Here is a 23,147-nt window from a genome sequence, read left to right as displayed (position 1 = left end):
CCTTCAGTGGCGCGCGCGTTTTTCGTGGGCTTGCTGGTTGCCGCTGATGCGCGACAGGTCGCCCATTTCCTCGGCCAGGAATTCGAGCAGGTCGTCGGCGCTGACGATGCCGCACAGGCCGCCGTTGCTGTTGACCACCGGCACCCGGCGAATCCCGCGCACGCGCATGTGCTCGATGGTCTGGTAGACGTCGTCGTCTTCGCGGCAGGTCAGCAGGTCGTCGCTCATGATGTCGCCGGCTTGCAGGCTGGCCGGATCGAGCCCGAGCGCGACGACCGAGACGACGATGTCGCGGTCGGTGACGATGCCGGCGGGAATGGCTTCGCCGTCGCTGCCATCGACGACGACCAGGTCGCCCACATGGTGCTTGCGCATCAGGAGCGCGGCGCCCTGCACCGTTTCCTCGCGGCTGCAACTGATGGTTTGGACGGTGCAGATGTCGCTGATGTTCATGGTGTGTTCCCTCCCCTGCTGGTCGGATGGCCGGCCGCGCGCAGGCGCTGCCGAACCGCGCGCCGTTGTGCGGCCGTGCAAATTCAACCTAATGCAGCAAGGTGCTTTGAGTTTGATCTAGCTCAAACGCTTTCGGGAACTTAGCGCGCCTTAAGGCACTGTCGGCACGGAACGCAGCGCGCCCATGGCAGTCAGATCTTCGGAACGCCTGGCAACTCGACGAAGCAGGCATCGACGACTTGCAAGTCGTTGTCCTTGGCGAAGTCGATCAGGAAGTGATAGGCCAGCGGTTCGGCCTTTCTCAGCTTGTTATTGACGACCACGGCCTTGACGCCGTTGAGCACGGTCGGATGGACGTAGGGAGAGAACTGGAGATGGGCATGGCGGCCGCCGCTGCCTTCGGGACGAAAGCAGGACATGACGCCGCACAAGCGCTCCGCCCAGTCGCTGGGGCGGAACTGCTTGCCATTATTCGTGAGGCCCAGGATGAAGAATTCGCCGACGGCGCCTTCCGTCCCGGTGTGCGGTAACTCGGCCATAGTGCTGCTTGAACGCTGCGTGGAGGAGAGGCAGTATTATATCTTATAGAAGACTTGAGGGCGAGCCCATGTCGACATGGCTAGCCGAGCCAGGCCATACTCGACAGTAAAAGCAAAAGAATCATCCATAGTATCAGGGCGCGCCAGACAAGTCCTACCGTGCTTTGCAGTGCCCGCAGGCTGGGCTCTTCGCCCGGCAGGACGTCGTTGTCGGCGTCGCTCAGGTCCACCAGGGCGGCGTCGACCGGCAGCAGTTGCGGCGCGTTTTCGTTCGGGGTACCCAGGCGCACGCCCATGGCGCCGCCGCCGGCGGCCAGGATGATGCCGCGCGATTCGTCGGCCCAGCGGTTGGCGAAATTGCGCCAGGCGTAGATCGCGTCCTCGAAATTGCCGACCACGGCAAAGGCGATCGCGGTCAGGCGGACCGGGATCCAGTCGATCCAGTAGAACGCTTTCGCCGCGAACTGGCCGAAGGCTTCATTGCGCATGTGCTCGGGTTCGTTCCAGGCGCGCGCCAGGTATTCGGAGACGCGGTACAGCACCGCGCAGGCGGGGCCGGCCGGCATCAGGAACCAGAAAAACACCCCGAACACGCTGCGGTGGGTCGTGATGAGCGACATTTCGACGGCGATGCGGGCGATTTCGGTAGGGTCCATGCCGACCGTGTCGATGCGCGCCCATTCGGCTAGCAGCGCGCGCGCCGTGGCCTCGTCGCCATTATTCAGGGCCAGCTGGATGGAAGTGAAGTAGTGGCTGTAGTGGCGAAAGCCCAGCGTCAGATAGACGATGGCGACGTTCCACGCAAACGCCAGGAACACCAGGCCGAAGTATTGCAGCACCCAATACACGAGCGCGACCGGCAGTACCAGGATCGCCATCATCAGGAACCAGCCCATGCGGCCGTTTTTCGGCTCGCCCGCATTGAACCAGCCTTCGATCCGCATCGCCAGGCCCTTGATGCCGCCATACACCTGGTTATCCGCGCGCAGGGGCTTGAGCTGCTCGATCAGCAGTGCGCACAGGATGGAAAAAAATGTCATGCAAGTCCTTCTTTGTTTAAGGCAATACCACGCTGCCCGCTACGATAGCGCAGGTCACCGCCATAATCAAATCGGGGCTTGCAAGATTTTTCTAGGTTCTCAGGAAATGGAACAGGTTACGGAGCATGCCGGCCGTCGCGCCCCAGATGAAAAAACGTTCATAGGGCATCGCGTAGAAGCTGCGCCGGCCCTTCCCTTCGGGCAGCTCGAACGACATGCGCTGGTGGTGCAGGCCATTCATCAGGAAGGCGAGCGGCACTTCGAAAATCTCGGCGACCTCGTTCGGATCGGCCGCCAGCCCGAATGGCGGCGCGACCAGGGCGACCACGGGGGCGACGCGGTAGGCGCTGCCGGTGACATAGTCGGGCAGCACGCCGACGATCGACACATGGCGCCGGTGCAGGCCGATTTCTTCTTCCGACTCGCGCAGCGCGGTCTCGATCGGCGAGGAGTCGAGCTCTTCGGCGCGGCCGCCCGGAAAGGCGATCTGGCCGGCGTGGTTGGTGAGATGATCGGTGCGCAGGGTCAGCAGCACGTTCAAGCCTTCGGGGCGATCGACCAGGGGAATGAGCACGGCGGCGCGGCGCAGCTTGAAGCCGGGCGTGACCCAGGACTCGTCGGGCGACTCCGGTTCCCAAGCCAGGCGCGGGCGCGCGAAGCTGGCGCGCAGGTGCTGCGCCGTCAACAAGGCGGGATCGATGGCCGGTTCGCCTGCAATGGCGTCGACGGGCAACTTGGACGGATCCAGATGAACCTTCACCAAAGCGTTTCTCCTGGTTACGACATTAAACCGAAAAGAAAAAGGCATCCCGGGGGGATGCCTTTTTCCGTTCCACAGACGCGATTACTGAGCGGCTGGGGCGGTTGCGACCTTGCGCTGCGGCAGCTTTTCTTTGATACGTGCCGATTTGCCCGAACGCTCGCGCAGGTAGTACAGCTTGGCGCGGCGCACGTCACCGCGGCGTTTCACTTCGATCGAAGCGATCAGCGGCGAGTACAGCTGGAACGTACGCTCGACACCTTCACCGGACGAGATCTTGCGAACGATGAAGTTCGAATTCAGGCCGCGGTTACGACGCGAGATGACGACGCCTTCGTACGCCTGGGCGCGCTTGCGGCTGCCTTCGACGACGTTGACGCTGACGATCACGGTGTCGCCCGGTGCGAAATCAGGAATGGAGCGGCCAAGGCGCGCGATTTCTTCCTGTTCAAGTTGTTGAATCAGATTCATTTTTTATGACTCCATAAACCATCATGCTGGCGCGATTTGACAACCATGCGACGCCCAGTAGAGGATGGGGTTGAACGTACGGGCAACATGCCCCCACGTCTCGCACCTGACGGTGCATTTTTCGACATCACTGCGCAGCAGGGAGCGACATCAAAAACTTGTCGTCGGCCGGCGTCAGCTGGCCCGCCGCGCGCGCCTTGTCCAACAGTTCCGGCCGTTTCCTCGCGGTCGCCTCCAGCATGCGCTGGCGGCGCCACTTGCTAATCTCGGCGTGGTTGCCACCCATCAGGACCGGCGGCACCGGCACGCCCTCGTACACTTCGGGACGGGTATAGTGCGGCGCATCGAGCAGGCCGTTGACGAAGCTGTCTTCGACCGCCGAGGCATCGTCGCCCAGCACACCGGGCAATTGCCGCACTATCGCATCCATCAGGGCCATCGCCGGCAATTCGCCGCCGGAGAGCACGAAGTCGCCAAGTGAAATTTCCTCGTCAACCACGCGGTCCAGCAGGCGCTGGTCGACCGCTTCGTAGCGGCCGCACAGGACGACCAGGCCCGGCTCTTCCTTCAGCGCCATGACGCGTTCGTGCGTCAGCGGCTTGCCTTGCGGCGACATGAACACCACACGCGGCGGCGGCAGGCCGAGTCCGGCCTGGCGCGCCTTGGCCGCATCGACCGTCGCTTCGAGCGGCCTGGCCATCATCACCATCCCGGGGCCGCCGCCATACGGGCGGTCATCCACGGTCCGATGGCGGTCCGTCGTGAAATCGCGCGGATTCCACAGCGTCAATCCCCAGCGTTGCTGCTCGAACGCGCGGCGGGTCACACCCGACTGCGTCAACGCGGCAAACATCTCGGGAAACAAGCTCACGACGTCAAATTGCATCGGGACCTCGTCTCGCACAGACCGGGTTCACGCTGTTCAACCGAATCGTCAGGGCCAGGCGCATCGGCGCAGACTGTACGCCGCTACGGCGAGACGCATGCAACGCAGCCATGACGGTGTTGTCGAACGCGCTAATAATCCAGGCCCCAGTCCAGGGTAATCTTCTTGGTCTTGAGCTCGACGTGCTTGACGAACTGGTCGACGAATGGCACCAGGCGCTCGGGCGCCTTGTCCGTGCTTCCCTGCTCGGGCACGGGCGCGATGCGCAGGATCGACTGCGGACCGTTGCTCATCATGTCGATGACCGTGCCGAGCGCTTCGCCCTGGAGATTCACGACCTCCATGCCGATCAGGTCGGACCAGTAATACTCGTCGTCTTCGAGCGCCGGAAATTGCGCCCGCGATACGAACACGGCAGCGCCCTTCAGCGCCTCCGCCGCATCGCGGCCGGCCGTCCCGACCAGGGTCGCGACCACGTCGCCGCCATGCATCTTGGTGGTCCGCACGGCGACGGACCGCAGGCCCGGTTTATCGAGCCACCAGGTCTTCACGTTCAGCAGCGCATCGGCATCCGTCGAAAACGGCGTGACGCGGATGGCGCCGGCGATGCCATAGGCACCGGCCACGTACCCGACCTGGGTCAGGTCGTCAGGGGCTTGCACCCCTCCCGCGACTGGAGCAGCTGAATCGGTCAAACCTGGAACCCTGCTTTAGGCTGCCGGAGCCTGCTGGGCGACCAGGCGCGCGACGGTTGGCGACAGCTGTGCGCCAACGCCTTGCCAGTAAGCCAGACGGTCGGCGGTGATACGCAGGCCCACTTCGGCGCCCGAGGCCATCGGGTTGTAGAAACCGATGCGCTCGATGAAACGGCCATCGCGACGGTTACGCGAATCGGTTGCAACGATGTTGAAGAACGGGCGCTTCTTGGCGCCTCCACGAGCTAAACGAATAACGACCATAATAATTCCAAAAAGTTGTGCTGGGCGGAGAAAGCCGACGATTATAGCGCGCAATGCCGTGCAGCAGCAAGCGATAATGATAAGGTGAGCAACAAGGCGCGCGGTCCCGGCCGAATCGGGCATTATCCGCTATTTTTCACACGGCCGCTACCTGCCCGCTGCCTGCCCGCCACCCGCCCGCCGCACCCGCAGCCGGCTGCGACACCTTGATACATTGCATTTACATTAAAACTGGTGCTTTTGCCACCTTTATGGACGATACTCTGCATCTTCGTGTAACACATCCGTTAATGCATGGCACACAAAAACAAGACGCTCGCCACGGCGCTGGCGCTGACCCTGGGAACGCTGGGCGCGCATCGCTTTTACCTGCATGGCGGCGTCGACCGCCTCGGGCTGCTGCATATCGGCAGCCTGCCGATCGCCGGCCTCATCTTCAGTAACGCGCACGGCCTCCATCCCTTTTATGCGCTGCTGCCGCTGCTCGTGTCCGGCATCGCGGCCTGCATCGAAGCGCTCGTGATCGGCCTGACGCCCGACGACAAATGGGATCAGCGCTTCAATGCCGGCGGCAAAACGCCCTCGCGCTCGACCTGGATCCTGGCCGTGCTGCTGGTGCTGACCCTGCTGATCGGCACGACGGTACTGATCGCCACCATCGCGCGCCTGTTCGACCTGATGTACACCGGCGGCGCCTACGGCTAGCATTCCAGGCCCCGCCAGGCCGCCCTTCTCACAGGCCGGCCGGCCAGCGGTACTTCGGCAGCTCGGCCGGCGCGGCGCCACCGATGATGACGATTTCGCGGCGCGGCGCCAGCTCCAGCGTTGCCGGGTCGCCGGTGTAGCGTGTGAGCCGTTCGTTCTCGACCAGGTAGAAGCGCACCGGGCCGGCCAGGCCGGCGGTGCCGGACGTTCCCAGTGGCTGGTTCCAGAGTGCGAAAAACTGCCCGAGGGTAAATTTCTTCGCCACGTCGGCCTCCATGTGCACCATGCCCATGACGTCGTGGGTGTGCAGTTCGTAGGTACAGCCGCCTCGTCCCACGTTGTCGGGAATCCCGAGCCGCGTTCCTTCCTTGTAGACCGACACCAGCGAGTGCTGGTGGTAGCCGATGGTGCCGAGGCAGCCGACGCCGCCGACCGCCACCCGCCCGGCCGGGGCTACCCAGGCGCCCCAGCCGGGCGTGGCGGAAAGGGTGCTGGCGACGAGATCGGTATACGAGGCGGCCAGCACGGGCTCGGGCGGCGCCGGCTGCACGGGCGGCGCCGGCTGGGGCTGGGGAGCAGGACGCGGCTGGACCGGCGGCGCGTCCGTGACGATGGGCGCGGGATCGGAATCGCCGCCGCCGCAGGCGGCGAGCAACAGCAGGGGCGCAAGGGCGAAGGCGCAAAGGCGGATTGTCTTTGTCATGGTGGGCTCGAGGTATGGATGGGTCGAGCCACTCTACGAACGCGGCTGTCATGTTCCGTTTAACCTGAATCAAGCTCAGCGGATTCGCCGTTCGATTTGCCGGCCGACACGCCGTCCGATGTGCGCCCATGAAAAAAGCGGCTCGCAGGCCGCTTCGGTACTGCGCGGGGACACGGCCCCGGAACGCTCAGAACTGCTCGACGTCCAGCGCCAGCACGCCCGCGCTGCCTTCGACGATCGCGCTGCGCAAGCCGCCCGCGCCCGACAGGATATGGTCGGCGAAGAAGCGCGCCGTGCCGATCTTCGCGCGCAGGAAGGCGGCATCGCCTTCGCCCGCATCGAGCTTGCGCTGCGCCACCAGGGCCGCGCGCGCCATCTGCCAGCCGCCCAGCACGATGCCGGCCAGCTTCAGGTAGAGCACGGAACCGGCGAACACGCCCTTGATGTCGGATTTGACGTTGGCCACGACGAAGTCGACGACTTCTTCCAGCGCCGCCGAGCCCAGCGCCAGCTGCTTGCGGATCGCCGCCAGGTCCGCCGCATGGGCGCCGCCCTGGGCTGCGGCCAGGGCGCTTTCCGTCGCCCGCACCTGGGCGATGACCGACCTGGCCACCGCGCCGCCGTCGCGCACCGTCTTGCGGCCGACCAGGTCGTTGGCCTGGATCGCGGTCGTGCCTTCGTAGATGGTCAGGATCTTGGCGTCGCGGTAGTGCTGCGCCGCGCCCGTTTCTTCGATGAAGCCCATGCCGCCATGGACCTGCACGCCATCGCGCGCGACATTCTCGCTCATCTCGGTCGACCAGCCCTTGATGATCGGGACCAGGTATTCGTAGACCGCCAGATTGGCCTTGCGCGTGGCTTCGTCGGCGTGATGGTGGGCCACATCGGAGATGCCGGCGCCGACATAGGCCAGCGCGCGCGCCGCCTCCGTCTGCGAGCGCATCGACATCAGCATGCGGCGCACGTCGGGGTGGTGGATGATGGCAACGGGGCCTGCGGAACCGGCGAGATCGCGCGACTGCACGCGGTCCTTGGCGAAGGCGACCGCCTGCTGGTAGGCGCGTTCGGCCAGGCCGATGCCCTGCATGCCGACGCCGAAGCGGGCCGCGTTCATCATGATGAACATGTATTCCAGGCCGCGGTTTTCTTCGCCGACCAGGGTGCCGATGGCGCCGCCGTTGTCGCCGAACTGCAGCACGGCCGTCGGGCTGGCCTTGATGCCCAGCTTGTGCTCGATCGAGACGCAATGCGCGTCGTTGCGTGCGCCCGGCGTCCCGTCCGCATTGACCAGGAACTTCGGCACGATGAACAGCGAGATTCCCTTCACGCCCGGCGGCGCGTCCGGCGTACGCGCCAGCACCAGGTGGATGATGTTCTCGGCCATGTCGTGCTCGCCGTAGGTGATGTAGATCTTGGTGCCGAAGATCTTGTAGCTGCCGTCGCCCTGCGGCACGGCACGGGTGCGCACGGCGGCCAGGTCGGAGCCGGCCTGCGGCTCGGTCAGGTTCATGGTGCCGGTCCACTTGCCGGTGATGAGCGGCTCGAGGTAAATGGCTTTCTGCTCGTCGGAGCCTGCGGTCAGCAGCGCCTCGATGGCGCCGTCGGTCAGCAGCGCGACCAGCGCGAACGAGATCGATGCGGCGTTGAGCATCTCGGTGCACGGCGTGCCCACCAGCTTCGGCAAGCCCTGGCCGCCGAATTCGGTCGGGTGCCCGATGCCCTGCCAGCCGGATTCGCCGAAGGCCTGGAAGGCCACCTTGAAGCCGGCCGATGTCGTGACCTGGCCGTCGTGCCAGAAGCTCGGCTCCTTGTCGCTCGGATGGTTCAGGGGAGCGACGACTTCGCCGCAGAATTTCGCGTTCTCTTCGAGTACGGCTTCGACGGTGTCGCCGGTGGCATCCTCGCAGCCGGGCAGCCGGCTGACCTGCTCCAGGTTCGCCAGCTCGTTCAGGACGAACAGCATGTCTTTGATCGGGGCTTGGTAGCTCACGATATCTCCTCAGAATTGGATGTGAAACAGGCCACGGCAGCCGGGCGGATGCCGGGCCGGCGTGGCCTGTGCGCAGCGCGTTCCTGCCGGTTAACCGAGTTCCTTGACCAGGGCCGGAATCACTTCGAACAGGTCACCCACCAGGCCATAATCGGCCACCGAGAAAATCGGCGCTTCCGGGTCCTTGTTGATCGCGACGATCGTCTTCGAATCCTTCATGCCGGCCAGGTGCTGGATCGCGCCCGAGATGCCCACCGCGATGTAGAGCGACGGAGCGACGATCTTGCCGGTCTGGCCGACTTGCCAGTCGTTCGGCACGTAGCCGGCGTCGACCGCGGCGCGCGAGGCGCCCATGGCCGCGCCGAGCTTGTCGGCCAGCGGCTCGAGCAGCTTGAAATTGTCGCCCGAACCCATGCCGCGGCCACCGGAGACGATGATCTTTGCGGCCGTCAGTTCCGGACGGTCCGACTTGGCCAGCTCGCGGCCGACGAAAGCCGACTTGCCGAAGTCGGCGGCGGCGGCGATCGATTCGACGGCGGCCGCGCCGCCGGTGGCAGGGGCGGCATCGAAGCCGGTGCCGCGCACGGTGATCACTTTGACGCTGTCGGTCGACTGCACGGTGGCAATCGCGTTGCCGGCGTAGATCGGGCGCTCGAAGGTGTCGGGGGAATCGACCTTGGTGATTTCGGAAATCTGGGCCACGTCCAGCGTGGCGGCCACGCGCGGCAGGATGTTCTTGCCGTAGGCGGTCGCCGGCGCCAGGATGTGCGAGTACAAGGAGGAAGAAGAGCGGGCGACGGCCAGGATCTGCTCGGCCACGTTCTCGGCCAGGCCGTCGGCGAAGTAAGGCGCGTCGGCGACCAGCACCTTGGAGACGCCGGCGATCTGCGCGGCCGCTTCGGCGGCGGCGCCGCAGTTCGAACCGGCGACCAGCACGTGGACCTCGCCGCCGCACTGGGCGGCCGCCGTCACGGTGTGGTGGGTGCTGCCTTTCAGCGAGCCATTGTCGTGTTCAGCGATAACTAATGCGACCATGATGTTTCCTATATTGTGGTGTGGAGGCGATGGCCGGTCAGATGACTTTGGCTTCGTTACGCAGCTTGGCGACCAGGGTGGCGACGTCCGGCACCTTGACGCCGGCCGAGCGCTTGGCCGGCTCGACGACCTTCAGGGTCTTCAGGCGCGGGGCCACGTCGACGCCCAGTTCTTCCGGCTTGATCGTTTCCAGCGGCTTTTTCTTGGCCTTCATGATGTTCGGCAGCGTGACATAGCGCGGCTCGTTCAGGCGCAGGTCGGTCGTGACGATGGCAGGCAGGGTCAGCGCGACGGTTTCCAGGCCGCCGTCGACTTCGCGCGTCACGGTGACCTTGCCGTCTTCCAGCACGACTTTCGACGCGAAGGTCGCTTGCGGCCAGCCCAGCAGGGCGGCCAGCATCTGGCCGGTCTGGTTCGAATCGTCGTCGATGGCCTGCTTGCCGAGGATGATCAGCTGCGGCTGCTCCTTGTCGGCCAGCGCCTTCATGATCTTGGCCACGCCCAGCGGCTCGGTCTCGCCATTGGTTTCGACCAGGATGCCGCGGTCGGCGCCGATGGCCATGCCGGTGCGCAAAGTTTCCTGGCACTGCGGCACGCCGATCGAGACGGCAACCACCTCGGTGACCTTGCCGGCTTCCTTCAAACGGGTTGCTTCCTCGAGCGCGATTTCGTCGAACGGGTTCATCGACATCTTGACGTTGGCGATATCGACGCCGCTGCCATCGGACTTGACGCGGACCTTGACGTTATAGTCGACCACGCGTTTGACGGGTACCAGGACTTTCATAGGTGTGCCTTTGGAAAATTGAAGAGGTCTAGAGTGGCCTAGATTATAAGAGATAAACAGCTTCAGGGCCAAATTAAAGCACGATCGTGCGATTTTTGGCTAGAGGAATTCTTCCAAAAAGCTGCGACCGGTAACACGGGGAACGGGCGGGACAGTGTCGTGTCCCGCCGGGAAGGCGCTTACTTGCGGCGCATCAGGAAGACAAACTCGCCATTGGCCTGGGTATGGGACAGCAGCGCGTTGCCCGTCTGCTTGGCGAAAGCCTGGAAGTCGCGTACGGAACCGGTGTCGGTGGCCGTAATGCGCAGCACCTCGCCGGTGGCCATGTCGGCCAGCGCCTTCTTGGCTTTCAGGATCGGCAGCGGACAGTTGAGGCCGCGCGCGTCCAGGTCTTTCTGGAATTGAATAGTATCGGTATCGAAAATGATGTCGCTCATCGCAGGCCTGCTAAGGTGGTGATTCTGTTTGCATACTACTCCAATTACCGGATTATGACGCGCCGCACCAAAATAGTCACGAAATGTTGCGCACCCACCACCGGGAATGGATGAGCCACGAAAAGCTTGAACGCAGGCGTGCGGGCCAGGCAAGCCCGGCCATGCGGCAAGGCATGTCCTTCCGCCCGCGGCCGCGCCCTTTCCCCCGGTTTAACTTTTCCGCACCGCACCGATGCGCGGATGCACCGGGATGGCGCTGACCGTGGCTGGATGCTCCCGGCAGCGCCTAGGCGGATACCCCGTCGCCGCGCCCGATCGGCCGGCGAGAAACCGCGCCGTCCAAGCCGGTCCGGTTTCAGCCTGTCGCCTCAAGCGCGCGCGCCGACCCATGCCGCCACGCCGGCCAGCGCCGCCGGCAGGCCCGACGGATCGGTACCGCCCGCCTGCGCCATGTCCGGACGCCCGCCGCCCTTGCCGCCCACCTGCTGGGCCACGAAGTTGACCAGCTCGCCGGCCTTGACCTTGCCCGTGGCATCCTTGGTCACGCCCGCGATCAGGCTGACCTTGCCCTCGAGTACACTTGCCAGCACGATCGCGGCCGTGCCCAGCTTGTCCTTGAGCTTGTCCATCGTCTCGCGCAGGCTCGTCGCGTCGGCGCCGTCCATCGTCGCGGCCAGCACCTTGATGCCGTTCACGTCGACCGCCTGGTTGATCAGCTCGTCGCCCTGGCCGGCGGCGAGCTTCGACTTCAGCGCGGCCACTTCCTTCTCGAGCAGCTTGACCTGATCCTGCACCTGCGCGATACGCGACGGCAGTTCTTCCGGCGCCGTCTTGAGCGCGCCGGCGGCGGCCAGCAGCCTGGCGTTGGTGGCTTGCACCCAGGCCAGCGCGCCCTCGCCCGTCACCGCCTCGATGCGGCGGATGCCGGCGGCCACGCCGCCTTCGGAGACGATCTTGAACAAGCCGATGTCGCCGGTGCGCGTCACGTGCACGCCGCCGCACAGCTCTTTCGAGGAGCCGATGTCGAGCACGCGCACCTCGTCGCCGTACTTCTCGCCGAACAGCGCCATCGCGCCATGCTTGACGGCGTCGTCGAAGCTCATGTTATGCGCTTGCGTCGGATGGTTTTCGAGGATCTCGCGGTTGACGATCGTCTCGACCCGGGCAATCTGTTCCAGCGTTACCGGTGCGTTGTGGCTGAAGTCGAAACGGGTCTTGTCCGGATCGACCAGCGATCCCTTTTGCTGGACGTGCGAGCCGAGCACTTCGCGCAAGGCCTTATGCATCAGGTGCGTGGCCGAGTGGTTGCGGATGGTGCGCGCGCGCTTGGCCTGGTCGACCTGGGCATCGACCGTGTCGCCCACTTTCAACGCGCCGCTACGCAGCACGCCGTGGTGGCCGAAGACCTCGGCCTGGATCTTGAGCGTGTCTTCGACTTCGAATTCGCCGCCGGCGGCCTTGAGCAAACCGTGGTCGCCCACCTGGCCGCCCGATTCGGCGTAGAACGGCGTCGTGTCGAGCACGACGATGCCTTCCTGGCCGGCCTTCAATTCCTGCACCGAGACGCCTTCGGAATACAGCGCCAGCACATGGGTGTTGTGCAGCAGCGATTCGTAGCCGACGAACTTGGTCTTCTCGCCGGCGTACTCCACCTTCGCGGCCATCTTAAACTTGCCCGCGGCGCGCGCGGTCTTCTTCTGCTGCTCCATGGCGGCGGTAAAGCCGGCTTCATCGAGCGTCACGCCGCGTTCGCGGCAGATGTCGGCGGTCAGGTCGAGCGGGAAGCCGTAGGTGTCGTACAGCGTGAACGCGGTGCCGCCGTCGAGGTTCTTCGCATCCTTGGCCAGTTGCGCTTCCAGGATCTTCATGCCGTTTTCCAGCGTCTCGCCGAAACGTTCTTCCTCGGCCTTCAGCACTTGCGCGACGCGCTCTTTCGCGTCCAGCAATTCCGGATACGCGCCGCCCATTTCGAGATTCAGGTCCTCGACCAGCTTGAAGAAGAACGGACGGGTCTGGCCCAGCTTGTGGCCGTGGCGCAGCGCGCGCCGGATGATGCGGCGCAGGACGTAGCCATGGCCTTCGCTGCTCGGGATGATGCCGTCGACGATCATGAACGATGCCGCGCGGATGTGGTCGGCGATGACCTTCAGCGAATTGTTGTCCAGGTCCTGCGCGCCGGTTTCGCGGGCGGCAGCCTTGATCAGGGCCTGGAACAGGTCGATCTCGTAGTTGCTGTGCACGTGCTGCAGCACGGCGGCCAGGCGTTCCATGCCCATGCCGGTGTCGATCGACGGCTTCGGCAACGGGGTCAGGGTGCCCGACTCGTCGCGGTTGAACTGCATGAAGACCAGGTTCCAGATCTCGATGAAGCGGTCGCCGTCTTCCTCGGCCGAACCTGGCGGCCCGCCCCAGATGTCGGCGCCATGGTCGTAGAAGACTTCGGTGCACGGTCCGCAAGGGCCGGTGTCGGCCATCTGCCAGAAGTTGTCCGAGGCATAGCGCGCGCCCTTGTTGTCGCCGATGCGGATGATGCGCTCTTTCGGCACGCCGATTTCGTCGGCCCAGATGTCGTAGGCTTCGTCGTCCTCGAAGTAGACGGTGACGGTCAGCTTCTCGGCGGGGAGCATGTAGACCTGCGTCAGCAGCTCCCAGCAATAGTGGATCGCGTCGCGCTTGAAATAGTCGCCGAAGCTGAAGTTACCCAGCATCTCGAAGAAGGTATGGTGGCGCGCGGTGTAGCCGACGTTTTCCAGGTCGTTGTGCTTGCCGCCGGCGCGCACGCAGCGCTGCACCGAGGTCGCGCGCGAATACGGGCGCGAATCGAGGCCGAGGAAGACGTCCTTGAACTGCACCATTCCGCTGTTGGTCAACAACATGGTCGGATCGTTGCCCGGCACGAGGGGGCTGGACCGTACGATCGTATGGCCCTTGGACTCAAAGAACTTGAGGAACTTTTCGCGAATTTCGGAAGATTTCATGTTGGCGGGTGCGGAAAGAGCGCAGTACGGTAGATAAAGCAACGATTATATCAGCCGCTGGTCACTTGATTACATGGCCGTGGCACGGACGAAAACGGCCCCGGTTCAAGCGAAATCCGGCCCGATCAGGTCGATGCGGTCGGTGCAGAAAGCGTCCACGCCCCAGGCCAGCAATTCGCGCGCGCGGCGCGGCTCGTTGACGGTGTAGCAGAACAGGCCGAAGCCGGCCGCCCTCACCTCCCGCGCCAGGCGCGGCGTTAGGTGCCTGTGGCTGGTGTGGATGGCGACCGCCCCGACTTCCCGGGCACGGCGTTCCCAGTCGGGCGGCAGTTCGCTCATCAGGCAGGCGCGCGGTACCTGGGGCGCCACTTCGCGCGCCGCTTCCAGCGCCAGCATGCTGAACGAGGACAGCAGCGGCACCGCTGCCATGTGCCCGGCGGCGATCTCGTCGGCGAACAGGGCCGCTGCGACGTGCGCCACCGTGCCGCCGGTCTCCAGGTCGTAGTCGGGCGCCGGCTTGATTTCCATGTTCATCCAGACCCCGTGCGCCTTGCAGAACTGCGCATACTCGACCAACAGCGGCACCGGCTCGCCCTCGTAGGCGCGTGCGAACCAGCCGCCGGCATCGAACAGCGCCAGTTCGGCCGCGTCGTAGTCGTAGACATGCCCGGAGCCGGCCACGGTACGCCCCAGGTAGGGATCGTGCATCACCACCGGCACGCCGTCGCGCGCCAGCATGATGTCGTATTCGATGGCGCGAAAGCCGCGCCTCAGTCCCTCGCGCAGGCCGGCCAGGGTATTTTCCGGCGCCAGCACGCCGCCGCCGCGGTGGGCCAGCACGCGCGGGTAGGGCCAGGAGCCGGGACACGTCGCCATGGTCAAGCCGCCGACATGCGCGAGGACAGCCAGAGAAAGCCCGCCACGTTCGCCACTACCGTGCACCAGAACAATTGCTGGAACGAGCGCCTGGATGTCTTGTGGCGCAGCCACTGCTGGGCCAGCAGCGCGCCCGGCCAGCCGCCTACCAGGCCCAGCAGCAGCAAGCTGCCTTCCGGCGTACGCCAGCGGCCATGGCCGGCGGCGGACTTGTCGATGGCGTAGGCGACGAAGCAGCTCAGGCTCGTGATCAGATAGGCCGCAGCGACCAGCCACGACAGATTCCACATCAGCATAGCGGCGCCATAGAGCAAGGCGAACAGGAGAATCGGGAGATAAGGCATCGCATCAGCTTAGCGCGAGCGCCGTGCAATTGCTAGCTGGAACCGATGTGACTGCTTATCTGCGTATTTATGGCTACTACGTTCGATAACGTACCGAGTCGGGCCGGCAGGCACCCTACCCTCGTCGCTCACCTTGTCATTTATGCAGGAGAACATCATGGCTTTTGATTTAGGAAATCTGTTGCAGCAATACATGGGTGGCGCCCAGGGCGCCAACAACACCCGTGCCGAGCAGGACTTCGACCGTGTCGCGCAGGAAGCGCCGCGCGAAGCCGTTGCGCAGGGCGTGACCCAGGCCTTGCGCTCGGACCAGACGCCGCCCTTCCCGCAGATGGTCGGGCAGATGTTCGGCCAAAGTAATCCAAACGAGCGCGCCGGCATGCTCAACCAGCTGATCGCCGCCGCCGGTCCTTCCCTGATCGGCATGCTCGCCGGGCGCGGCAATTCGGGCGGACTGGGCGGTATGGCCGGCGGACTGGGCGGGCTGGGCGGACTGCTCGGCGGCCTGCTCAATGGCGGCGGCACTGGACAGCAGCCGCAGATCACGCCGGAACAGGCTTCGCAAGTCTCGCCTGAGCAAGTGCAGGAAATCGCCCAGAAGGCGGAACAAGAAAACCCGGGCGTGGTCGACCGGATGGGGGACTTCTACGCCCAGCATCCGAACGTCGTCAAGGGACTCGGCGGCGCGGCACTTGCCATCGCCCTTGCCCACATGGCGTCGAACATCCAGCGTCGTTAATTCCAGCATCATCCACCAACAACCAAGGAGCATCCCATGGGCATTCTGAGCAATATCTTCAACAAAATCTTCCCGAACTCGAACGCCGCCAAGCAGGCGCAGGCACAGGCACAGGCCCAAACCGCACCGCGTCCGACCGCTCCCGCAGCGCCGGCTCCAGCCGCGCCGACGGCGGCTCCCGCGCCGGCAGCGATGGACCAGGTCGACGTCGAAGCCATCCTCAACAGCAAACTGCAAGCCTCGGGCCAGCAGTTGAACTGGCGCACCTCGATCGTCGACCTGCTGAAGTTGCTCGACCTCGACAGCAGCCTGCAGTCGCGCAAGGAACTGGCTGCCGAGCTCAACTACACGGGCGACACCAGCGATTCGGCCTCGATGAACATCTGGCTGCACAGGCAGGTGATGAACAAGCTGGCCGCCAACGGCGGCAAAGTGCCGGCTGACCTGAAGGACTGATACAGGCATTGCCCGGGCGGCCCGATCGGCCGTTCCGGGCTCGCGTAGCCGGGACCTGGCGCCCGGTCGCGGGGGCGTTGCATGCATGGCAACCCGCGTCGTACGCAGCGCGCACTGCGCACCGGGCCGTCCTTCACGGCCAATCCATCCTGCTGGTCAAAATTGTTGTCCTGAAGCTGCATTTCCCCCTCCACTTTCCTCTTTGCGGCCACGGCGTGCGTCCTTGGCATATATACTCGTTAAGTTGCCATTGAGCAGCACCTATTGGCGTGCCTGACTGAACAAGCGGGCAGCATTGCCGCCGCCCCGGCGCGATCGCGGTCGATGCTGCTCGAAGAGACAGGTTCCGAGTATCGTTTCGATGAAAGTATCCATGCCCCTTCGCCACACTGCCCGCACCGAGTCGCAGCGCTTGCGCTGCCTGAATGAGTTGCAGGTACTCGACACCGCTGCCGAGGCGGAATTCGACAGCCTGGCTCAGATCGCCTCCCTGGTCTGCGAAGTGCCCATTGCCTTGATCAGCCTGGTTGCAGCCGACCGCCAGTGGTTCAAGGCGAATATCGGACTGCCCGATGTGGCCGAAACCGATCGCAGCTCGGCATTCTGCGCGCACACCATCCTCGGCGACGACTTGCTGGAGATCGAGGATGCGTCCGACGATTCCCGTTTTCATGACAATCCGCTGGTGCGCGGCGCACCTGGCATCCGGTTCTATGCCGGCGTGCCCTTGACCATGGCCGACGGCGCCAGCGTCGGCAGCATCTGCGTCATCGACCGCCGTCCGCGCCGGCTCGATGCGCGCCAGCGCGAGGTACTGCGCCACCTGGCCAATGCGGCGGTCAAGCTGCTCGAGGGGCGCCGCGCACTGCTCGATGAACGCGACATGGCCAGCGCCGCGCATGCGATGCTCGAGGAACTCGACGACACCCTGGAGCGTCTCGGATCGAGCGAGCTGCTGCTCAACCGCACCGGCGAGGTCGCCGGCGTCGGCGGCTGGCGGTTCGACCTTGCCACCCAGAAAATTGAATGGTCCAAGGAAACTTGTCGCATCCATGGCGTGGCGCCCGATTTCGTTCCAAAGCTTTCCCAGGCCCTTCAGTTCTATGCCCCGGAAGGCCGGCCCCTGATCGAACAAGCCCTCGCCATTGCGCTGGAGACGGGCAAGTCCTGGGACCTCGAACTGCCCTTCATCCGTGCCGACGGCAAGCGCATCTGGGTACGCGCCGTTGGCGAAGCCGAACTCGAAGCAGGCAAGCCGGTACGCCTGTTCGGGGCCTTGCAGGACATCACGCGCCAGCGTGCACTGACCGATGAAATCGCGGAACAGCACGAACTGCTGCGGGTCACGCTGCAATCGATCGGCGACGCGGTCATCACCACCGACGCCGATGCCATGGTTACCTGGCTCAATCCGGTCGCCGAGCGCATGACCGGCTGGCGCAACGACGATGCGCGCGGCCGCCCGGTCGGCCAGGTATTTCATATCGTAAATGAAGCTACCCGCGCACCGACCGAGAATCCTGTATACACCTGCATCGAGCAAGGCAAGATCGTCGGGCTGGCCAGCCATACGGTGCTCATTTCACGCGATGGCAACGAGTATGGCATCGAGGATTCGGCGGCGCCGATCCGCAGCAGCAACGGCCTCGTGATCGGCGTGGTGTTGGTATTCCACGATGTGACGGAGCAGCGGCGCCTGAGTGGCGAAATGAGCTACCGCGCCAAGCACGATGCGCTCACCGGTCTCGTCAACCGCACCGAATTCGAGGCGCGCCTGCGCAACGTGCTCGATAAGGCGCATGAGGAGCGCAGCATGCATGCCCTGCTGTTCATCGACCTCGACCAGTTCAAGCTCGTCAACGACGCCTGCGGGCATAGCGCAGGGGACCAGTTGCTGCAACAGGTCAGCAAGCTGCTGAAAGATACCGTGCGTGCGCGCGATACCCTGGCCCGCCTCGGCGGCGACGAATTCGCCGTCATCCTTGAATATTGCTCGATCGACCAGGCGCAACGCGTTGCCCAGCAAATTTGCCAGCGCATGGACGATTTCCGCTTCGTCCACGACAATCGGCGCTTGCGGATTGGCACCAGCATCGGGCTGGTGCCGGCCGACCAGCGCTGGAACACGATCGCGGCGCTGATGCAGGCGGCCGACACCTCCTGCTATGCGGCCAAGGAAGCAGGCAGGAACCGCGTGCATGTCTGGTTCGATACCGACCAGGCGATGCGCGCCCGGCATGGCGAAATGCAATGGGCCGCCAGGCTGGAACAGGCGTTCGACGAAGACCGTTTCATCCTGTATGCCCAACGTATCGAGGCGCTGGCCACCGGCGCCCAGGGCCTGCATGCGGAAATCCTGATCCGGATGCGCGATGCCGACGGCGCCCTGATCCAGCCGGCGGCCTTCCTGCCCGCGGCCGAGCGCTTCCATCTCGCTTCGCGCATCGACCGCTTCGTACTGGACCGTGCGCTGCGCTACCTGCTGTCGCTCCCGGCCCTGGACGGTCTGGACACGCTTTGCATCAACCTGTCGGGCCAGTCGATCGGCGACCGGGCCTTCCACCAGCATGCCATGGATGCCCTGACGAAGGCCGGGCCGCTGCTGTGCCGCTGCATTTGCCTCGAAATCACCGAAACGGCGGCGGTGACCAACATTGCCGACGCCAATGCCTTCATCACGCAGGTGCGTGCCTTGGGCGTGCGCATCGCGCTCGACGATTTCGGCGCCGGCGCATCCTCGTTCGGCTACCTGAAGAACCTCGATGTCGATATCCTGAAGATCGACGGCCAGTTCATCAAGAACCTGATCGACGATCCGCTCGACCAGGCGGCCGTTTCGTGCTTCGTCGAGGTCGCGCGCGTGGTGGGGGTGAAAACGGTGGCCGAATTCGTGGACCGGGCGGCGGTCCTGGAACGGGTGCGCGAACTGGGCATCGACTTCGCCCAGGGCTACCACCTGCACCAGCCGGAGCCGCTCGAAACGCTGTTCGAACGTGCCCTGGGCCAGACGCCGGTCGTGGCGGCGCCGGCCGTGCCGGGCCGGGGCTCAGCGCGGGCGGTCCTCGCGACCGACTAGAAGTAAGCCAGCCCCAGTGCGCGGCGCACTTCGTCGACCGTCCCGGCCGCCACTTCGCGTGCCTTCATCGTGCCTTCCTTGAGCATGTGCATGACCTGGCCCTTGTCCTGCGCGAACGCTTCGCGGCGGGCGCGGATCGGCGCCAGCATCTCCTGCAGCACCGCGTCGAGACGCTTCTTGACGATGCTGTCGCCCAGGCCGCCGCGCGTGTAGTGCGCCTTCATCTCTTCCAGCGCCGCCTTGTCGTTGTCGAAGGCGTCCAGGTAGAGGAAGGCGACGTTGCCCTCGACGTGGCCGGGGTCGGACACTTTCAGGTGCAGCGGGTCGGTATAGACCTGCTTGACGGCGGCGCGGATCTGGTCGGCGCTGTCGCCGAGATTGATCGTGTTGCCGAGCGACTTGCTCATCTTGGCCTTGCCGTCGATGCCGGGCAGGCGGCCGATCTCCGGCACCAGGGCCTTGCATTCGACCAGGATATCCTGGTTGACCAGGCGGTTGAAGCGCCGCACGATCTCGTTGCACTGCTCGATCATCGGGATCTGGTCGTCGCCCACCGGCACCAGGGTCGCCTTGAAGGCGCTGATGTCCGAGGCCTGGCTCACCGGGTAAGTCAGGAAGCCGGCCGGGATGTCGCGTTCGAAGTTGCGCAGCGCGATTTCGGCCTTGACCGTCGGGTTGCGTTCCAAACGGGCGACAGTGACAAGATTAAGATAATAGAATGTCAACTCCGCAAGCTCTGGAACCTGGGACTGGATGAAGATCGTCGAGCGTGCCGGATCGATGCCGACGGCGAGGTAATCGAGCGCCACTTCGACAACGTTCCGGTGTACCTTTCCGGTGTCATCCATGTTGTCGGTGAGCGCCTGGGCGTCAGCGAGCATGATGAACTGGCGGTATTCGTCCTGATAGGCAACGCGATTGCGCAGGCTGCCCACGAAATGGCCGAGGTGCAGCGGACCGGTCGGACGGTCGCCGGTCAGGATGACGGGTGCGGGAGTGGTCGTCGCAGGGGAACTCATTGCATTTCCTAGTCTGTGCCCCGATCCCGCCGCGCCAAAAAAAAACGCCACCTGAATCGAGGCGGCGTTCATGTGAGTCACATCTTCTCGTCTGGGCCGCGCGTCGTCAGCGGCGCCACCAGGTGCACATCGAGGAGTGTGGGTTGAGAAATTTCATGGATGGCATGGTTGCAGGTTGACGGCGCAATGTCAACCGGAAGTCGACGCTGGACCGCGACGAGGGGAAGCGGGCCGGCCCACCATGGCGGTGTCGGCACATTCCGCCTTTACAACGCGCAGCCAGATCCGAACGGTCGATTGTTCCGAACTTTATCTTTTCGGCGACCGTCTAAAAGTATTTTGTTGTTAAAATTCTAATAAGTGGTGAAACGATGAATAATACGAGCCCGAACAGCCAACCCCGCCCGCTCGAACTCTGGGGCGGCCTCGAATGTACCGTCAACCGTGTGCAAGACGATTATTTCAGCCAGCTCGACCGCAACGGCCATGCTGTCCGCAACTGCGACATCGGGCGCTTCGCCGCTCTCGGCATCCGTGCCATCCGCTACCCGATCCTGTGGGAGCGCACGGCCCCGGACGGCATCGACAAGGCCGACTGGACCTGGCCCGACGAGCGCCTCCCCGCCCTGCGCGACGCGGGCGTCACCCCGATCGCCGGCCTGGTCCACCATGGCAGCGGCCCGCGCGACACCAGCCTGCTCGACCCCGCCTTCCCGGAACGCCTGGCCGAGTATGCGGGCGCCGTGGCGGCGCGCTATCCCTGGCTGACCTACTACACGCCCGTCAACGAGCCCTGCACCACCGCCCGTTTCGCCGGCCTGTACGGCGTCTGGTACCCGCATGCGCGCGACGACGCGAGCTTCATCCAGGCGCTCCTGATCCAGTGCCGCGCCGTGGTGCTGTCGATGCGCGCCATCCGCGCGGTGAACCCGGACGCGAAGCTGGTACAAACGGATGACCTCGGCAAAACCTACAGCACGCTGGAAATGGCCAACGTCGCCGAGTTCTACAACGAACGGCGCTGGCTGGCCTGGGACTTGCTGTGCGGGATGGTCCAGCACGAGCACCCGCTCTGGAACTACCTGATCCGCTCCGGCGCCACCGAGGCCGACCTGCTCTGGTTCCGCGACAATACGTGCCCGCCAGACATCATCGGCGTGAATTATTACGTCACCAGCGAACGCTGGCTCGACCACCGTCCGGAGCGCTATCCGCAGCACCACCGCGGCGTGGCCGACGGCATCGCCTGCGCCGACATCGAGGCTTCGCGCGCGCTGGCCACGCCGACCGCCGGCATCGGTCCGCTGCTCACCGAGATCTGGGAGCGCTACCGGCTGCCGCTGGCGATCACCGAAGCCCATATCGACGCCAACCGCGAAGACCAGTTGCGCTGGCTGCTGGAAATCTGGCAGGCGGCGCACACGGCGCGCGCCAACGGCGTCGACCTGCGCGCCGTCACCGTCTGGTCGCTGCTCGGCTCCTTCGACTGGAACAGCCTGGTCACACGCAACGCCGGCTACTACGAACCGGGCCCGTTCGACGTGCGGTCCCCGACGCCGCGCCCGACCGCGCTGGCCGCGATGATGCGCGAACTTTCCTCCGGCCAGCCGCTGTCGCACCCGGTCCTGCGCGGCCAGGGCTGGTGGCGCCGTCCGGGCCGCTTCCTGTGCACGCCGGTCGCGACCCCGGCCGCCCTGACCTCGATCGTGGCCGACGGCCATCGCCTGCTGGGCGCCGCTGCCGGGTCCAGCGCCGCCCCCATCCTGATCACGGGCGCCACCGGCACCCTGGGCCGCGCCTTCGCCCGCGTCTGCCAGAAGCGCAACCTGGCCTACAAGCTGCTGTCGCGCCACGACATGGACATTGCCAACCCGGCTTCGGTCGAGCGCGCCCTGCGCCACTACCAACCCTGGGCCCTGATCAACACCAGCGGCTATGTGCGCGTCGACGACGCCGAGAACGAGGTCGAGCGCTGCATGCGCGAAAACACCGCCGGCCCGGCTATCCTGGCCGAGGCCTGCGCGCGCCACGGCGTGCACCTGACCACCTTCTCGAGCGACCTGGTGTTCGACGGCCGCAAGGAGCGCCCCTACGTCGAAAGCGACGCGCTCACGCCGCTGAACGTCTACGGCCGCAGCAAGGCCGAGTCGGAGGCGGCCGTGCTGGCCCGGCACCCGGGCGCCCTGGTGGTGCGCACCAGCGCCTTCTTCGGCCCCTGGGACAAGCACAATTTCGTGACCCTGGCGCTGAACGCACTGGAACGCGGCGAGACCTTCGTCGCGGCCGACGACATGACCGTGTCGCCGACCTATGTGCCGGACCTGGTGCACACCTGCCTGGACCTCGCCATCGACCGCGAATGCGGCGTCTGGCACCTCAACAACGGCGGCTCGGTCACCTGGTTCGCCCTGGCGCAACTGGCGGCCGGCAAGGCCGGCATCGATGCCTCGACCCTGGTGGCCCAGTCGTCCGGCACGCTCGGCATGGCCGCGGCGCGCCCGGTCTACAGCGTGCTGCACAGCGAACGCGGCATCCTGCTGCCGACGCTGGAAAACGCGCTCGACCGCTATATCGAACTGCGCACGGTCATCGACCCCGAGTACGAAGAACTGGTCAGGACGGCCGAGACCCGGGTACCGGTCGCCAGCGGCCATCGCCAGCAGGAACAAACGCCGGCCGAGGCGGTGCACGGGTTCTGAACCTTAGCGCTGCGCCGACGCTGCCGCCCTCATGCGCTGCGCCTGGCCAGCAGCGGTTGCAGCGGCACGCGCGGGCGGGCGCAGGGTGATGTTGAACGCCTATGATCTGTCTGCCCATTCTCTGCCGCCCGGGGCGATCCGTATCGAACCGCTTCCCTCCCGTCGCCCAGGGCGCTCCAGCGGCACGCATCGTCC

Annotated in this window: 22 protein-coding genes; 5 read left to right on the top strand and 17 right to left on the bottom strand. The window is 65.1% G+C overall.

All coding sequences use genetic code 11. The annotated features are described in order from the left end of the window. Window positions 1-3 precede the first annotated feature (3 nt). The 8 genes from ACFPOU_RS13505 to rpsP form a co-directional block, all read right to left on the bottom strand. The gene (locus ACFPOU_RS13505) at window positions 4-453 is read right to left on the bottom strand and encodes a CBS domain-containing protein (protein WP_379722051.1); all 450 of its coding nucleotides are present in this window, start codon (window positions 451-453) and stop codon (window positions 4-6) included. A 191-nt stretch (window positions 454-644) separates the two neighbouring features. After that, window positions 645-992: a DUF3579 domain-containing protein gene (locus ACFPOU_RS13500; protein WP_379722049.1), complete on the bottom strand. Its 348-nt coding sequence runs from the start codon at window positions 990-992 to the stop codon at window positions 645-647. 80 nt (window positions 993-1,072) lie between these two features. Next, window positions 1,073-2,032 (bottom strand): CobD/CbiB family protein, encoded by a 960-nt coding sequence (locus ACFPOU_RS13495; protein ID WP_379722047.1) that lies wholly within the window; start codon window positions 2,030-2,032, stop codon window positions 1,073-1,075. Between the two features lie 91 nt (window positions 2,033-2,123). Beyond that, on the bottom strand, window positions 2,124-2,795 hold the full coding sequence (locus ACFPOU_RS13490; protein ID WP_379722045.1) for a CoA pyrophosphatase: 672 nt from the start codon (window positions 2,793-2,795) through the stop codon (window positions 2,124-2,126). An 81-nt stretch (window positions 2,796-2,876) separates the two neighbouring features. Continuing rightward, the gene (gene rplS, locus ACFPOU_RS13485) at window positions 2,877-3,263 is read right to left on the bottom strand and encodes a 50S ribosomal protein L19 (protein ID WP_379722043.1); all 387 of its coding nucleotides are present in this window, start codon (window positions 3,261-3,263) and stop codon (window positions 2,877-2,879) included. Window positions 3,264-3,390: 127 nt separating this feature from the next. Then, window positions 3,391-4,149, bottom strand: coding sequence for a tRNA (guanosine(37)-N1)-methyltransferase TrmD (gene trmD, locus ACFPOU_RS13480; RefSeq protein WP_379722041.1), 759 nt, complete (start codon window positions 4,147-4,149; stop codon window positions 3,391-3,393). Between the two features lie 131 nt (window positions 4,150-4,280). Next, window positions 4,281-4,811, bottom strand: a complete 531-nt coding sequence (gene rimM / locus ACFPOU_RS13475; protein ID WP_379722039.1) for a ribosome maturation factor RimM — start codon at window positions 4,809-4,811, stop codon at window positions 4,281-4,283. 48 nt (window positions 4,812-4,859) lie between these two features. Then, complete coding sequence (gene rpsP, locus ACFPOU_RS13470; RefSeq protein WP_379722037.1) at window positions 4,860-5,108, bottom strand: 30S ribosomal protein S16; 249 nt, start codon at window positions 5,106-5,108, stop codon at window positions 4,860-4,862. Window positions 5,109-5,402: 294 nt separating this feature from the next. Between rpsP and ACFPOU_RS13465 the strand changes: the two genes are divergently transcribed. Next, on the top strand, window positions 5,403-5,813 hold the full coding sequence (locus tag ACFPOU_RS13465; protein WP_379722035.1) for an NINE protein: 411 nt from the start codon (window positions 5,403-5,405) through the stop codon (window positions 5,811-5,813). A gap of 28 nt (window positions 5,814-5,841) precedes the next feature. On the opposite strand, the gene ACFPOU_RS13460 is transcribed toward ACFPOU_RS13465, so the two are convergent. From ACFPOU_RS13460 to ACFPOU_RS13425, 8 genes are all read right to left on the bottom strand, one after another. Continuing rightward, window positions 5,842-6,516: a hypothetical protein gene (locus ACFPOU_RS13460; RefSeq protein ID WP_379722033.1), complete on the bottom strand. Its 675-nt coding sequence runs from the start codon at window positions 6,514-6,516 to the stop codon at window positions 5,842-5,844. A 187-nt stretch (window positions 6,517-6,703) separates the two neighbouring features. Beyond that, window positions 6,704-8,506: an acyl-CoA dehydrogenase gene (locus ACFPOU_RS13455; RefSeq protein ID WP_379722031.1), complete on the bottom strand. Its 1,803-nt coding sequence runs from the start codon at window positions 8,504-8,506 to the stop codon at window positions 6,704-6,706. A 90-nt stretch (window positions 8,507-8,596) separates the two neighbouring features. After that, complete coding sequence (locus ACFPOU_RS13450; protein WP_379722029.1) at window positions 8,597-9,541, bottom strand: electron transfer flavoprotein subunit alpha/FixB family protein; 945 nt, start codon at window positions 9,539-9,541, stop codon at window positions 8,597-8,599. 37 nt (window positions 9,542-9,578) lie between these two features. Beyond that, complete coding sequence (locus ACFPOU_RS13445; protein ID WP_379722027.1) at window positions 9,579-10,328, bottom strand: electron transfer flavoprotein subunit beta/FixA family protein; 750 nt, start codon at window positions 10,326-10,328, stop codon at window positions 9,579-9,581. Window positions 10,329-10,507: 179 nt separating this feature from the next. Then, complete coding sequence (locus ACFPOU_RS13440) at window positions 10,508-10,765, bottom strand: sulfurtransferase TusA family protein (RefSeq protein WP_379722024.1); 258 nt, start codon at window positions 10,763-10,765, stop codon at window positions 10,508-10,510. Window positions 10,766-11,133: 368 nt separating this feature from the next. Next, window positions 11,134-13,743, bottom strand: a complete 2,610-nt coding sequence (alaS, locus tag ACFPOU_RS13435) for an alanine--tRNA ligase (protein WP_379722022.1) — start codon at window positions 13,741-13,743, stop codon at window positions 11,134-11,136. 105 nt (window positions 13,744-13,848) lie between these two features. Further along, complete coding sequence (ugpQ, locus tag ACFPOU_RS13430; protein WP_379722020.1) at window positions 13,849-14,619, bottom strand: glycerophosphodiester phosphodiesterase; 771 nt, start codon at window positions 14,617-14,619, stop codon at window positions 13,849-13,851. Between the two features lie 2 nt (window positions 14,620-14,621). Then, window positions 14,622-14,963 (bottom strand): DUF1294 domain-containing protein, encoded by a 342-nt coding sequence (locus ACFPOU_RS13425; RefSeq protein ID WP_379722018.1) that lies wholly within the window; start codon window positions 14,961-14,963, stop codon window positions 14,622-14,624. Between the two features lie 157 nt (window positions 14,964-15,120). Here ACFPOU_RS13425 and ACFPOU_RS13420 point away from each other — a divergent pair, with 157 nt between their 5' ends. From ACFPOU_RS13420 to ACFPOU_RS13410, 3 genes are all read left to right on the top strand, one after another. Beyond that, window positions 15,121-15,702, top strand: a complete 582-nt coding sequence (locus ACFPOU_RS13420; RefSeq protein WP_379722016.1) for a hypothetical protein — start codon at window positions 15,121-15,123, stop codon at window positions 15,700-15,702. Window positions 15,703-15,738: 36 nt separating this feature from the next. Further along, the gene (locus tag ACFPOU_RS13415; RefSeq protein ID WP_379722014.1) at window positions 15,739-16,158 is read left to right on the top strand and encodes a DUF3597 domain-containing protein; all 420 of its coding nucleotides are present in this window, start codon (window positions 15,739-15,741) and stop codon (window positions 16,156-16,158) included. 373 nt (window positions 16,159-16,531) lie between these two features. Continuing rightward, complete coding sequence (locus ACFPOU_RS13410; RefSeq protein ID WP_379722012.1) at window positions 16,532-19,234, top strand: EAL domain-containing protein; 2,703 nt, start codon at window positions 16,532-16,534, stop codon at window positions 19,232-19,234. Here the strand turns inward: ACFPOU_RS13410 and trpS are convergent. Continuing rightward, window positions 19,231-20,253 (bottom strand): tryptophan--tRNA ligase, encoded by a 1,023-nt coding sequence (gene trpS, locus ACFPOU_RS13405; protein ID WP_379722010.1) that lies wholly within the window; start codon window positions 20,251-20,253, stop codon window positions 19,231-19,233. The two genes, ACFPOU_RS13410 and trpS, sit on opposite strands and share 4 nt — an antisense overlap. Window positions 20,254-20,624: 371 nt before the next feature. On the opposite strand from trpS, the gene ACFPOU_RS13400 reads away from it, so the two are divergent. Beyond that, window positions 20,625-22,952 (top strand): family 1 glycosylhydrolase, encoded by a 2,328-nt coding sequence (locus ACFPOU_RS13400; protein WP_379722008.1) that lies wholly within the window; start codon window positions 20,625-20,627, stop codon window positions 22,950-22,952. Window positions 22,953-23,147 lie beyond the last annotated feature (195 nt).

Source organism: Massilia jejuensis, assembly GCF_042656795.1.
Lineage (GTDB): Bacteria > Pseudomonadota > Gammaproteobacteria > Burkholderiales > Burkholderiaceae_D > Telluria > Telluria jejuensis.
The sequence above is the reverse complement of the archived record's forward strand: the minus strand, read 5'-3'. Positions and strand labels throughout refer to the sequence as shown.

Coding starts and splice junctions, on each gene's coding strand:
- ACFPOU_RS13505 (WP_379722051.1), bottom strand. CDS start 453: ATGAACATCAGCGACATCTGCACCGTCCAAACCATCAGTTGCAGCCGC.
- ACFPOU_RS13500 (WP_379722049.1), bottom strand. CDS start 992: ATGGCCGAGTTACCGCACACCGGGACGGAAGGCGCCGTCGGCGAATTC.
- ACFPOU_RS13495 (WP_379722047.1), bottom strand. CDS start 2,032: ATGACATTTTTTTCCATCCTGTGCGCACTGCTGATCGAGCAGCTCAAG.
- rplS (WP_379722043.1), bottom strand. CDS start 3,263: ATGAATCTGATTCAACAACTTGAACAGGAAGAAATCGCGCGCCTTGGC.
- trmD (WP_379722041.1), bottom strand. CDS start 4,149: ATGCAATTTGACGTCGTGAGCTTGTTTCCCGAGATGTTTGCCGCGTTG.
- rpsP (WP_379722037.1), bottom strand. CDS start 5,108: ATGGTCGTTATTCGTTTAGCTCGTGGAGGCGCCAAGAAGCGCCCGTTC.
- ACFPOU_RS13465 (WP_379722035.1), top strand. CDS start 5,403: ATGGCACACAAAAACAAGACGCTCGCCACGGCGCTGGCGCTGACCCTG.
- ACFPOU_RS13460 (WP_379722033.1), bottom strand. CDS start 6,516: ATGACAAAGACAATCCGCCTTTGCGCCTTCGCCCTTGCGCCCCTGCTG.
- ACFPOU_RS13450 (WP_379722029.1), bottom strand. CDS start 9,541: ATGGTCGCATTAGTTATCGCTGAACACGACAATGGCTCGCTGAAAGGC.
- ACFPOU_RS13445 (WP_379722027.1), bottom strand. CDS start 10,328: ATGAAAGTCCTGGTACCCGTCAAACGCGTGGTCGACTATAACGTCAAG.
- ACFPOU_RS13440 (WP_379722024.1), bottom strand. CDS start 10,765: ATGAGCGACATCATTTTCGATACCGATACTATTCAATTCCAGAAAGAC.
- alaS (WP_379722022.1), bottom strand. CDS start 13,743: ATGAAATCTTCCGAAATTCGCGAAAAGTTCCTCAAGTTCTTTGAGTCC.
- ugpQ (WP_379722020.1), bottom strand. CDS start 14,619: ATGGCGACGTGTCCCGGCTCCTGGCCCTACCCGCGCGTGCTGGCCCAC.
- ACFPOU_RS13425 (WP_379722018.1), bottom strand. CDS start 14,963: ATGCCTTATCTCCCGATTCTCCTGTTCGCCTTGCTCTATGGCGCCGCT.
- ACFPOU_RS13420 (WP_379722016.1), top strand. CDS start 15,121: ATGGCTTTTGATTTAGGAAATCTGTTGCAGCAATACATGGGTGGCGCC.
- ACFPOU_RS13415 (WP_379722014.1), top strand. CDS start 15,739: ATGGGCATTCTGAGCAATATCTTCAACAAAATCTTCCCGAACTCGAAC.
- ACFPOU_RS13410 (WP_379722012.1), top strand. CDS start 16,532: ATGCCCCTTCGCCACACTGCCCGCACCGAGTCGCAGCGCTTGCGCTGC.
- trpS (WP_379722010.1), bottom strand. CDS start 20,253: ATGAGTTCCCCTGCGACGACCACTCCCGCACCCGTCATCCTGACCGGC.
- ACFPOU_RS13400 (WP_379722008.1), top strand. CDS start 20,625: ATGAATAATACGAGCCCGAACAGCCAACCCCGCCCGCTCGAACTCTGG.